The organism is Xenorhabdus anantnagensis, assembly GCF_028598555.1.
Classification (GTDB): Bacteria; Pseudomonadota; Gammaproteobacteria; order Enterobacterales; family Enterobacteriaceae; genus Xenorhabdus; species Xenorhabdus anantnagensis.
Map to the genome: position 1 here is coordinate 14,312 of NZ_JAQRFN010000037.1, position 10,892 is coordinate 25,203.

Consider the following 10,892-nt stretch of genomic DNA (forward strand, 5'->3'; position numbering starts at 1 on the left):
GAGGACACAATGCAGGGTTCTGTGACAGAGTTTCTAAAACCGCGCCTGGTAGATATCGAGCAAGTCAGTTCGACGCACGCCAAGGTGACCCTTGAGCCATTAGAGCGTGGCTTTGGCCATACTCTTGGCAACGCACTGCGCCGTATTCTGCTTTCGTCTATGCCGGGTTGTGCGGTGACTGAGGTTGAGATTGATGGTGTACTGCATGAGTACAGCACCAAAGAAGGTGTACAGGAAGATATCCTGGAGATTCTCCTCAATCTGAAAGGGCTGGCGGTGAAAGTTCAGGGTAAAGATGAAGTTATCCTTACTTTGAATAAATCTGGCATTGGCCCTGTGACTGCAGCCGACATCATCCATGATGGTGATGTCGAAATCGTCAAGCCGCAGCACGTAATCTGCCATCTGACTGACGAAAGCGCTTCCATTAGCATGCGTATTAAAGTTCAGCGCGGTCGTGGATATGTGCCGGCTTCTGCCCGAATTCATTCGGAAGAAGATGAGCGCCCTATCGGTCGTTTGTTAGTAGATGCTTGCTATAGCCCAGTAGAGCGTATCGCCTACAATGTTGAAGCAGCTCGTGTAGAACAGCGTACTGACTTGGATAAGCTGGTTATCGAGATGGAGACTAACGGTACAATCGATCCTGAAGAGGCGATTCGCCGTGCAGCTACCATTCTGGCTGAACAACTAGAAGCTTTCGTTGATTTACGTGATGTACGTCAACCAGAAGTTAAAGAAGAGAAGCCAGAGTTTGATCCGATCCTGCTGCGCCCTGTTGACGATCTGGAATTGACTGTCCGCTCTGCTAACTGCCTTAAAGCAGAAGCTATCCACTACATCGGTGATCTGGTACAGCGTACTGAGGTTGAGTTACTTAAGACTCCTAACTTGGGTAAAAAATCTCTTACTGAGATTAAAGACGTACTGGCTTCACGTGGACTTTCTCTGGGCATGCGTCTGGAAAACTGGCCACCAGCAAGTATTGCTGATGAATAACTAGATCACAGGTTAAGGTTTTACTGAGAAGGATAAGGTCATGCGCCATCGTAAGAGTGGTCGTCAATTGAACCGCAACAGCAGCCATCGCCAAGCTATGTTCCGTAACATGGCAGGTTCTTTGGTTCGTCATGAAATCATCAAGACGACTCTGCCTAAAGCGAAAGAACTGCGTCGCGTCGTTGAGCCGCTGATTACTCTTGCCAAGACCGACAGCGTAGCTAATCGTCGTCTGGCATTCGCCCGTACTCGTGATAACGAGATCGTGGCAAAACTGTTTAATGAACTGGGCCCGCGTTTTGCGAGTCGCGCAGGTGGTTACACTCGTATTCTGAAGTGTGGCTTCCGTGCTGGTGACAATGCACCGATGGCATACATCGAGCTTGTTGACCGTGCAGCAGAGTCTCAGACAGAAGCAGCATCTGCAGAGTAATCTGTAGAGGCGTAAAAAACCGGGTATAATCCCGGTTTTTTATTGCCTTTTAACTAATATTCCTCTTCTTATCATCGTATTATCTTTATTCGTTGGTCTGTAAATTTTCCCATACGGATGATCTTTTAACCTATTCTGTTAGTATTGTGTTTATTTGCTACTTAATAGGAAAATCCCTTATGTATCGTATCGGTCAGTTGGCTAAATTAGCAAGTGTAACACCCGACACTATCCGCTTTTATGAAAAACAAGGATTAATGTTCCACGGAGAAAGAACGGAAGGTGGCTATAGACTTTATACTGAACAGGATCTACAGCGATTACGTTTTATCCGTTATGCAAAACAATTAGGTTTTACACTGGAAGCAATTGTAGAATTACTATCTATTCGGGTTGAGCCTGAGCGTCATACATGTCAGGAATCAAAACATATTGTTGATTCTAGATTACAGGAAGTTGAAGAAAAATTATTAGAGATGCAAAAGATGCGTGATTCTTTGAAAATGTTGAGTGATGCCTGTTGTGGTAGTATGCACGTCAGTACATATTGTTCTATATTGGAAATTTTGGAAGAAGGCGCAACAAATAGATAATTTTTCTTTATTATTCTGAGTGCTAAGAGTACAATTGTGCTGTTTTTAATCAAAAAATTTTCTTATTCATTAATTATAGTCAGAGGTCATTATGACAACATATCGCCATAAAAAAGGCGTTATTAAAGATAATGCTATAGAGGCTTTATTACACGATCCTTTGTTCAGGCAGAGAGTAGAAAAAAACAAGAAGGGTAAAGGAAGTTATAGTCGTAAAGAGAAACATGGTAAAAAAGGTGGTTTGGAGGCCAATAATAATAATTTTTTCAAGTTGTTATTATTGGCCTTCTAACTTTTTAAGTGAACAATATTAATCTAATAGAATTTTAATTAATGTTTTTACAGGAAAAAAGGGCTAGGCTGGAAAAGCTTTTCCACTTCAGGAACATATTTTTTGTCAGTAATAAACATGATTACATGATCACCTTGTTGAATGACACTGTAATCATTATCAATGATGACCTCTTCATTGCGAACAATGGCTCCTATTGTTGTTCCTGGTGGTAATTTGATATCACCTATCCTACGCCCAACAACTTTTGAAGTATGCTCATCGCCATGAGCTATGGCTTCGATAGCTTCAGCAACTCCCCTTCTTAATGAGAATACACTGACAATATCTGCTTTACGGACATGGCCAAGTAATGCTGATACTGTTGCTTGTTGAGGAGAAATTGCGATATCAATGACTCCACCTTGTACCAAATCAACATATGCACTACGTTGAATAAGAACCATTGCTTTTTTGGCTCCCATCCGTTTTGCAAGCATAGCTGACATAATATTGGCTTCATCATCATTTGTTAGTGCTATAAAAACGTCAACTTGTTCAATGTGTTCTTCCGCTAGTAATTCTTGGTCTGAAGCATCGCCATAGAACACAATAGTATCGTGCAATAGTTCAGCTAATTCAGTAGCTCTTTTTTGATTATGTTCAATTAATTTGACACTATAATCCTTCTCAAGACGCAAGGCTAAGCCTGCACCAACATTCCCACCACCAACAATCATGATACGTTTATATGGCTTCTCAAGACGTTGTAGTTCGCTCATTACTGCCCTGATATGTTGTGATGCAGCAACAAAGAAGACTTCATCTCCGGCTTCAATAATTGTTGAACTTTGTGGTCTAATAGGGCGATCTTGACGGAATATTGCAGCAACTTTGCTATTGATATGTGGCATATGTTCTCGGAGTGAAGATAAGGCATTACCTACCAATGAACCACCATAATAGGCTTTAACCGCGACAATACTGACACGTCCTTCAGCAAAATTAACAACTTGTAATGCTCCTGGGTATTGAATCAATTTATAGATGTAATCAGTGACTAGTTGTTCGGGAGATATTAGATAATCAATAGGAATATCATCATGATGGAATAACTTCTCTGATTCTCGAATATATTCTGGTGAGCGTATTCTGGCGATTCTATTAGGCGTGTTAAATAGAGAATAAGCAATTTGGCATGCAACTATATTGGTTTCATCTGAATTTGTGATTGCTACCAACATATCAGCATCTTCAGCCCCAGCTTCTCTCAATACTCTCGGATGAGAACCATGACCATTTACAACTCGGAGATCGAATTTATCCTGTAACTGGCGTAAACGATCTGTATCGGTATCAACGACAGTAATATCATTGTTTTCATCAACCAAGTTCTCGGCTAATGTTCTACCAACTTGGCCTGCACCCAGAATGATTATCTTCATAGCATTTTCTTTTTGATTAGAAGCCGTCTTCTATTCTTGATATTTTGGTAAAATCATAAAATTCTCTCGTTCAGTCGGAACGAGAGAGCGTTATCATTGCTTAGTGAGCCTGGTATAAAAGAAACCGTCGCCACCTGTAGCTTCTGGAATAATTTGTGTTCCGAAAGTACCCGAATTACCTGTTTCTGATAATACTGCATCGGAATGACGAGCCAAAAATGCTTTTATTTGCTCACTATTTTCCTGAGGTAAAATTGAGCAGGTAGCATAAAGTAGCGTGCCATTTTGTTTTAAGTATGGCCAAATCGCATCAAGTATTTCAGATTGTAATGTAACTAATTGATATATATCTTCATTTCTGCGGAGCCATTTTATATCAGGATGACGACGAATCACTCCTGTAGCAGAACATGGAGCATCAAGAAGAATACGATCAAACTGTTCATCAGCAGCCCACTCGTGTGGAAGACGACCATCGCCTGTTTTGACAACAGCATGTAAATTAAGCCGTTGCAAATTTTCTTTCACTCGCTTAATTCGTTGTTCATCAATATCGATAGCGAGAACCTTAGATTTTGGTGCTATTTCGAGTATATGAGTGGTTTTTCCACCAGGTGCAGCGCAAAGATCTAGTATAGACTCTCCATCACATGGGTTTAATAGTTCAGCACATCCTTGCGCGGAACGATCCTGAATCGTTACCCACCCTTGATTAAATCCGGGTAATGCACTGACAGGGCAGGGATTCAGAAGACGAATGGCACTGGAATGGTTGATATCCAACTCTGCTTTTATATTAGCTTCTTCTAATAGTGCAAGATATTCGTTAGCTGTATGATGAAGTTGGTTAACTCGCAACCACATAGGTGGTTTTTGGTTGTTGGCATCCACTATGGTTTGCCAATTTGTTGGATATGCTTTTTGAATTCGTTCTAGCAGCCATTTAGGATGTAGGTGCTGACTAATGTGATTATTTGCTTGTTCGATTAATACTTGTTGTTGGCGCTGAAACTGGCGAAGAACACCATTAATTACCCCTTTCAGCTGTGGTCGTTTTAAGTTAGTTGCACCATTGACGGTTTCGGCAAGTGCAGCATGCGCAGGTATGCGCGTATATATAAGCTGATATATACCAACCATGATTAGATAGTGGAAAATACGTTGTTTTCCTTTCAATGGCTTTGCCATTAATTGACTGATAAGCCACTCGAGCTGAGGTAATACCCTCATTACACCAAAACAGATCTCTTGTAGTAACGCTTTATCTTTATCGGAAACTTTTTGTTGGAGTTCAGGGATAATGGTGCTGAGGGATTGCCCTTGCTCAAGCACTTGAGTGATTGCTTTTGCAGCGATACTTCTCAGGTTATATGCATTTTTCATGATATGGTCAAAAAAGCTGACTTTCGTCAGCATAATAAATGGGTAGAAGCCTAGATGCTAAAAACATGCAGGCAAAGTTAGTATCAATTTATTTTGCTGCCAGGTGTAAACCACTCACGTTTTGAGTTTAAGAGATCGGCGGCTGACATTGCTTTCTTGCCAGGTGGTTGCAACTGAGTAATATTTAATATCCCATCTGCAGTTGCAATTTGAATACCTTTTTTATCTGCGCTGATAACTGTTCCCGGAGCTTGGGTTGTTTGCTCTGTGATGGCTTCTGTTTGCCAGATTTTAACTGGTTGATCATCAATTAAGAAGAAGCTCATAGGCCAAGGATTGAAAGCACGAACACAACGCTCAATTTGGGTTGCTGGCAAATTCCAATCTATTTTTGCTTCATCTTTACTTAGTTTTTCAGCATAGGTCGCAAGTGTATCATCCTGAATTTCAGGTTGACATTTTCCTGATGTAATTAAGCTTAAAGTGTTGAGTAAAGCTTCTGGGCCAATATCAGCAAGTTTTTCGTATAAGCTGGCGCTGGTGTCTTCATTTGTAATTGGGCAAATGGCTTTCAATAGCATATCACCAGTATCAAGCCCTGCATCCATTTGCATGATCGTTACGCCAGTTTCTTGGTCGCCAGCCCAGATTGAGCGCTGGATAGGTGCTGCGCCCCGCCAGCGAGGCAGCAAGGAACCGTGCACATTCAGGCATCCCAGACGAGGTATATCTAAAGCAGCTTGAGGAAGAATTAATCCATATGCAACAACGATCATAATATCAGGTTGTTGCGCCATGACCCATTGCTGGCTTTCTTCTGTACGTAAGGTTTTTGGCTGGAAAACAGGAACATCATGTTCTTCAGCCAATACCTTTACAGGACTTGGTGTCAGTTTTTTACCTCTTCCTGCCGGTTTGTCTGGCCGAGTGAGTACTCCAACAACTTGGTGTTGAGAGTTTAATAAAGCAGCCAAATGGCGAGCCGCGAAATCAGGGGTTCCGGCAAAAATAATACGTAAAGAATCAGACACTGTTATTTCCTGCGATAATAAAAATTATTTGTTTTTGGCTCTCAGTCGGTCAATTTTTTCAACTTTCTGACGGATGCGTTGGCGTTTTAATGGCGATAGATAATCAACAAAGAGTTTACCAATTAAATGGTCCATTTCGTGTTGAACACAGATTGCCAGTAAATCGTCGGCTTCCAATTCAAATGGCTGACCGTGATAATCTAGAGCCTTAATTTTGACTTTTTCAAAACGGGGCACAAATCCACGCTGCTCAGGAACAGATAAGCAACCTTCTTCTATTCCTGTTTCACCAGTTTCATCAACCAATTCTGGGTTAATAAGAATAAGACGTTGATCTCGATTCTCAGAGACATCAATGACAATAATTCTCTGATGTATATCGACTTGTGTTGCTGCTAAGCCAATACCTTCCTCTGCATACATCGTTTCAAACATATCATCAATGATTCGCTGGATTTCTGCATTGACTTTTTCTACTGGCTTGGCAACTGTGCGAAGTCGCTCGTCTGGATAATGTAATACTTGTAAAACTGACATATATATTTAGAACTGCATCCAAAAAGTGAGTGATAATTAGAGTCTATTCTAGACATTTCCCATTTAGATTGACAGTATTGAACACAAATTAATCATGAGAGTGTTTCTCTCAACTTCAAGTCAGGATGACGATATGGAAGCGATGGAAATATGGTTAAGAATGAAAATGGTTTCTCATCTTTCAGCAGAGAAGGCCATATTTATTATAGAACACCTGTTGCAAACGAAGAGTTTTAGCACATCCTCCCTAAAAGCGTGTGGGCTGTCATCTGCACAATGTTTGCAATTTATGAAAGCCAACACTTCCATGCTGATTTCGGCCCTCAATTGGTTAGAACAACCAGATCATCATTTACTGACTTTCTCTCACCCCGCATATCCACTTTTATTAAAGCAAATACACTCTCCTCCTCTTGTGCTTTTTGTCGCAGGCGATGTATCGGTCTTATCTCAACGGCAAATTTCAATGGTTGGTAGTAGAGCTGCGACTTTCTATGGCGAGAAATGGGGAAAGATATTCGCGAGTGACTTAGCTAAAAATAATCTAGTAGTGACTAGTGGATTAGCGATTGGTATTGATGGTATTTGCCATCAAGCAGCCTTGGATTCGGGAGGGAAAACAATCGCAGTACTTGGTAGTGGACTTGAAAATATCTATCCCAGTAGACATAAATCTTTGGCCGGGCATATTAAAGAACATGGTGCATTAGTTTCTGAATTTTTTCCTGATGCTCCACCTAAAGCCAAGCATTTTCCAAGGCGAAACCGGATCATTAGTGGATTAAGTTTGGCTCTTCTTATTGTAGAGGCCCATAAAAATAGTGGATCACTGATTACAGCTCGCTGTGCCCTTGAGCAAGGTCGAGACATCTTTGCACTACCTGGGCCATTGGGGAATTCTGCAAACGAAGGTAACCACTGGTTGATTAAGCAAGGAGCTTATTTGGCAACGAATGTAATAGATATCATGGAACATATTAGTGCGTCATTTCAATGGGTTAATATCGAAGGTAAAGGTTGGGAGGAGGAAAATAAACAATTTGAACAAACAGAGTTGCCATTTGTGGATGTGCTGGTTAACGTAAGTAGCGAAGTTACACCTATTGATGTGATCGCCCAGCGTTCTTCCCTACCTGTTACGGAAGTTATGACCAAATTATTAGAATTGGAACTTATGGGAAAAGTTGCTGTTGTTGCTGGTGGGTATGTCCGAACTAGTTAAGCTATTTAATTTGCGCTTATTTCCAATGTTAAGGCGGTTGTTGATATTCAGCGAGTAAGATATGTCTAAGAAGGTTCCTTTTGTTATAAAAGAAATAGAGCATTGTCCTGAGTGTGGGGCTGAGTTAGTGATCCGCAATGGTGCTCACGGTCCATTTTATGCGTGTTCCTGTTATCCGTCTTGCCATTATCTTCGTCCATTGAAAGCACAGGTCGATGGACATATTGTTAAAGAGTTGGATGGGCAAATTTGTCCGGAATGTGGCTTCACCTTGGTCTTACGTCAAGGGCGTTATGGCATGTTTATTGGCTGTAGTCATTATCCTGAATGTGAGCATACAGAATTAATTGATAAACCAGACGATACGTCAATTAATTGCCCTCAATGCCAACAAGGAAAATTACTCCAGCGTAAATCTCGTTTTGGTAAAACATTTCATTCCTGTAGTCGCTATCCAGAGTGTCAGTTTGCACTTAACAATAAGCCCATTTCAGGTGAATGCATGTTTTGCCACTATCCATTATTAGTAGAAAAGCGCACTTCCAAAGGCATAAAATTATTTTGTGCCAGTAAATTGTGTAGAAAGCAACAATTTAATGAAATTGAGAAATAAAATGAGTCACGAAATCTCGCCAGCATTTGATTCTATTATCACAGCTTTAAAAGAAGAAAAAGTCATTGCTTATCCGACTGAAGCTGTTTTTGGATTAGGATGTGACCCTGATAGTGAAAATGCAGTGCAAGAGCTATTAGCGTTGAAAAATAGGCCTTGGGAAAAAGGGTTGATTCTTATTGCTGATAATTATGAGAGGCTATGTCCTTATATTGATGATGAACAGCTAAATGATATACAGAAAGAAACCATATTCTCATTTTGGCCTGGCCCTGTTACATGGGTAATACCCGCGAGAACAACCACACCAAAATGGTTGACTGGCAAGTTTTCAACATTGGCCGTCCGAGTTACAGATCACCCTTTGGTTAAGCAGCTATGCTCTATATATGAAAAACCACTTGTTTCGACCAGTGCGAATCTAAGTGGATTAGAGCCATGTCGTAGTGTAGAAGAAGTGAGGCAGCAATTTGGAATTCATGTCCCAATTTTAGAAGGAGAAGTCGGTGGACGTAAGAACCCATCAGAAATTAGGGATGCTTTAACTGGCAAACTATATCGGCAAGGCTAGGTAATAATGAATAAATTCGCAGTTTTTGGTAATCCAATCGCACATAGTAAATCTCCTTATATTCATCGATTGTTTTCTGAACAGACAAGTGTTGAGCATCAATATGGGACAGTACTTGCTCCGGTAGAAGACTTTGAACAAACCTTAGGTCATTTTTTCGAACAGGATGGTTTAGGGGCGAATGTTACTGTTCCTTTTAAAGAGAGAGCCTATAAGTGCTCAGATGAATTGACTGAACGGGCAAGTATCTGTGGTGCAGTTAATACATTAAAACGGATAGAGGGAAACCGACTACTCGGTGATAATACAGATGGGGTGGGATTATTGGTGGATTTGCAGCGACTTAAATTCATTTCTCAAGGACAAAAGATCCTGATCATAGGCGCTGGTGGAGCTGCGAAAGGCGTATTATCTCCTTTATTATCATTGGGTTGTTCCGTCATTATTACTAACCGTACATTTGAACGGGCCCAAAGAGTCGCAAATACCTTTTCTCTACTAGGTGATATAGAGGCCATTGAAATGGGTGTTCTTGGCCTTACTACTCCAGACTTTGATATTATCATTAATGCAACGGCTTCCGGTCTTGATGGGCAAATTCCGGCTATATCACCGTTGATTTTCCAAAATAATAGTGCGTGTTACGACATGTATTATCAGCATGGATTAACGCCTTTCCTTAAGTTCGCTCATCAAAATAGTGTTTCACGTTTGGCTGATGGATTAGGAATGTTGGTAGGACAAGCTGCGTATTCTTTTGAATTATGGCATGGAGTATTTCCTGAAATAGAACCTGTTTTAACTGCCTTAAGACGGGAATTACATGTATGAACCAATCAATTCAATTTCCTGATCGTGAAGATTGGGATGAGATAGAAAATAAGGTGATATTCCCAGCAATGGTAAATGGTTTGCTGGTGGAATGTATGCTCAGTTCTGATGAAATAATAGATCGTTATGGTAAAGATCATCATCCACTCGAGTTGTTTCGCCAGCATCGCTGGGATTTGGAAGACGAGTTTGAAACGGTCATTTTGAGTGGACATGATGATCAATTTGGGCGCTACTCTTTACTTTCAGATTGTGCTGATAAATAGTTATCTTTCCAGCGAGCGTAATTATTAGCGGAATAAAGGAGTCCTTCCAATTCCTCAGGTTTGAGTTTTCTCACCTGTTTGGCAGGGCTACCGACGTACAGATAGCCGCTTTCTAATTTTTTCCCTGGAGGAATTAGGCTACCGGCTCCAATTACAACATCGTCTTCAATAGTTACTCCATCAAGTAAGATGGAACCCATACCAACTAAGACTCGATTCCCAATTTTACATCCATGTAACATTGTTTTATGTCCTACCGTGACATCTTCGCCAATTATCAGTGGGAAGCCACTAGGATTATCAGGGGATTTATGGGTCACATGTAAGACAGAACCATCTTGAATATTTGTACGTGAACCAATTGAGACATAATTTACATCTCCTCTGATGACAACAAGGGGCCAGATGCTGACGTCATCTGCCAATCTGACATTCCCAATTACAACAGAAGAAGGGTCTAAAAGAACTTTTTGACCAACTTTGGGATAGAAGTTTAAGTATTGGCGCAAAACAGTGGACATAAGAACCTCAATAGTAAGTAGAGAAGAACAATTATATAGAAATATTATTGAGGAAAAAAACGCCATGCAATGAAAGAGTTTGCATTAATCTTAGCCTGTTTGAATGTTTTTTATATTAAAGCGAGCAAAAAGTGTTCGCTTAAAAATAAAATTCAAAAAAACTATTGCCAGCGGCG

14 protein-coding genes are annotated in these 10,892 nt (G+C 40.7%); 9 read left to right on the plus strand and 5 right to left on the minus strand.

All coding sequences use genetic code 11. The features are described from left to right. The first annotated feature begins 9 nt into the window (after positions 1 to 9). From PSI14_RS18145 to PSI14_RS18160, 4 genes are all read left to right on the plus strand, one after another. Positions 10 to 999, plus strand: coding sequence for a DNA-directed RNA polymerase subunit alpha (locus PSI14_RS18145; RefSeq protein WP_038269634.1), 990 nt, complete (start codon positions 10 to 12; stop codon positions 997 to 999). Positions 1,000 to 1,039: 40 nt separating this feature from the next. Further along, a complete protein-coding gene (gene rplQ, locus PSI14_RS18150; RefSeq protein ID WP_010847501.1) occupies positions 1,040 to 1,432 on the plus strand; it encodes a 50S ribosomal protein L17 in 393 nt (130 codons plus the stop codon). A 179-nt stretch (positions 1,433 to 1,611) separates the two neighbouring features. Further along, entirely contained in the window at positions 1,612 to 2,025 is a 414-nt protein-coding gene (gene zntR, locus PSI14_RS18155; RefSeq protein WP_273577361.1) for a Zn(2+)-responsive transcriptional regulator, read from the plus strand. A gap of 91 nt (positions 2,026 to 2,116) precedes the next feature. Further along, positions 2,117 to 2,317: an alternative ribosome-rescue factor A gene (locus tag PSI14_RS18160; protein WP_273577363.1), complete on the plus strand. Its 201-nt coding sequence runs from the start codon at positions 2,117 to 2,119 to the stop codon at positions 2,315 to 2,317. 47 nt (positions 2,318 to 2,364) lie between these two features. On the opposite strand, the gene trkA is transcribed toward PSI14_RS18160, so the two are convergent. The 4 genes from trkA to def form a co-directional block, all read right to left on the minus strand. Beyond that, a complete protein-coding gene (gene trkA, locus PSI14_RS18165) occupies positions 2,365 to 3,741 on the minus strand; it encodes a Trk system potassium transporter TrkA (RefSeq protein WP_273577365.1) in 1,377 nt (458 codons plus the stop codon). Positions 3,742 to 3,834: 93 nt separating this feature from the next. Further along, positions 3,835 to 5,124, minus strand: coding sequence for a 16S rRNA (cytosine(967)-C(5))-methyltransferase RsmB (gene rsmB, locus PSI14_RS18170; protein ID WP_273577367.1), 1,290 nt, complete (start codon positions 5,122 to 5,124; stop codon positions 3,835 to 3,837). Positions 5,125 to 5,207: 83 nt separating this feature from the next. Beyond that, the gene (gene fmt / locus PSI14_RS18175) at positions 5,208 to 6,155 is read right to left on the minus strand and encodes a methionyl-tRNA formyltransferase (protein WP_273577369.1); all 948 of its coding nucleotides are present in this window, start codon (positions 6,153 to 6,155) and stop codon (positions 5,208 to 5,210) included. A gap of 24 nt (positions 6,156 to 6,179) precedes the next feature. Beyond that, the gene (gene def / locus PSI14_RS18180) at positions 6,180 to 6,692 is read right to left on the minus strand and encodes a peptide deformylase (RefSeq protein ID WP_273577371.1); all 513 of its coding nucleotides are present in this window, start codon (positions 6,690 to 6,692) and stop codon (positions 6,180 to 6,182) included. 133 nt (positions 6,693 to 6,825) lie between these two features. On the opposite strand from def, the gene dprA reads away from it, so the two are divergent. The 5 genes from dprA (at position 6,826) to PSI14_RS18205 (ending at position 10,195) form a co-directional block, all read left to right on the plus strand. Beyond that, the gene (dprA, locus tag PSI14_RS18185; protein WP_273577373.1) at positions 6,826 to 7,914 is read left to right on the plus strand and encodes a DNA-protecting protein DprA; all 1,089 of its coding nucleotides are present in this window, start codon (positions 6,826 to 6,828) and stop codon (positions 7,912 to 7,914) included. A gap of 61 nt (positions 7,915 to 7,975) precedes the next feature. Next, a complete protein-coding gene (locus PSI14_RS18190) occupies positions 7,976 to 8,527 on the plus strand; it encodes a topoisomerase DNA-binding C4 zinc finger domain-containing protein (protein WP_273577375.1) in 552 nt (183 codons plus the stop codon). Between the two features lies 1 nt (position 8,528). Continuing rightward, a complete protein-coding gene (tsaC, locus tag PSI14_RS18195) occupies positions 8,529 to 9,098 on the plus strand; it encodes an L-threonylcarbamoyladenylate synthase type 1 TsaC (protein ID WP_273577377.1) in 570 nt (189 codons plus the stop codon). 6 nt (positions 9,099 to 9,104) lie between these two features. After that, complete coding sequence (gene aroE / locus PSI14_RS18200) at positions 9,105 to 9,929, plus strand: shikimate dehydrogenase (RefSeq protein WP_273577379.1); 825 nt, start codon at positions 9,105 to 9,107, stop codon at positions 9,927 to 9,929. Beyond that, positions 9,926 to 10,195 (plus strand): DUF1488 family protein, encoded by a 270-nt coding sequence (locus PSI14_RS18205; protein WP_273577381.1) that lies wholly within the window; start codon positions 9,926 to 9,928, stop codon positions 10,193 to 10,195. Before aroE ends, PSI14_RS18205 begins: the two co-directional genes overlap by 4 nt. Here PSI14_RS18205 and PSI14_RS18210 read toward each other — a convergent pair. After that, positions 10,162 to 10,716 (minus strand): gamma carbonic anhydrase family protein, encoded by a 555-nt coding sequence (locus PSI14_RS18210; protein ID WP_273577383.1) that lies wholly within the window; start codon positions 10,714 to 10,716, stop codon positions 10,162 to 10,164. The genes PSI14_RS18205 and PSI14_RS18210 overlap by 34 nt on opposite strands. Between the last annotated feature and the right edge of the window lie 176 nt (positions 10,717 to 10,892).

Coding starts and splice junctions, on each gene's coding strand:
- aroE (WP_273577379.1), top strand. CDS start 9,105: ATGAATAAATTCGCAGTTTTTGGTAATCCAATCGCACATAGTAAATCT.
- rsmB (WP_273577367.1), bottom strand. CDS start 5,124: ATGAAAAATGCATATAACCTGAGAAGTATCGCTGCAAAAGCAATCACT.
- rplQ (WP_010847501.1), top strand. CDS start 1,040: ATGCGCCATCGTAAGAGTGGTCGTCAATTGAACCGCAACAGCAGCCAT.
- dprA (WP_273577373.1), top strand. CDS start 6,826: ATGGAAGCGATGGAAATATGGTTAAGAATGAAAATGGTTTCTCATCTT.
- PSI14_RS18205 (WP_273577381.1), top strand. CDS start 9,926: ATGAACCAATCAATTCAATTTCCTGATCGTGAAGATTGGGATGAGATA.
- PSI14_RS18160 (WP_273577363.1), top strand. CDS start 2,117: ATGACAACATATCGCCATAAAAAAGGCGTTATTAAAGATAATGCTATA.
- PSI14_RS18145 (WP_038269634.1), top strand. CDS start 10: ATGCAGGGTTCTGTGACAGAGTTTCTAAAACCGCGCCTGGTAGATATC.
- def (WP_273577371.1), bottom strand. CDS start 6,692: ATGTCAGTTTTACAAGTATTACATTATCCAGACGAGCGACTTCGCACA.
- zntR (WP_273577361.1), top strand. CDS start 1,612: ATGTATCGTATCGGTCAGTTGGCTAAATTAGCAAGTGTAACACCCGAC.
- trkA (WP_273577365.1), bottom strand. CDS start 3,741: ATGAAGATAATCATTCTGGGTGCAGGCCAAGTTGGTAGAACATTAGCC.
- tsaC (WP_273577377.1), top strand. CDS start 8,529: ATGAGTCACGAAATCTCGCCAGCATTTGATTCTATTATCACAGCTTTA.
- PSI14_RS18210 (WP_273577383.1), bottom strand. CDS start 10,716: ATGTCCACTGTTTTGCGCCAATACTTAAACTTCTATCCCAAAGTTGGT.
- PSI14_RS18190 (WP_273577375.1), top strand. CDS start 7,976: ATGTCTAAGAAGGTTCCTTTTGTTATAAAAGAAATAGAGCATTGTCCT.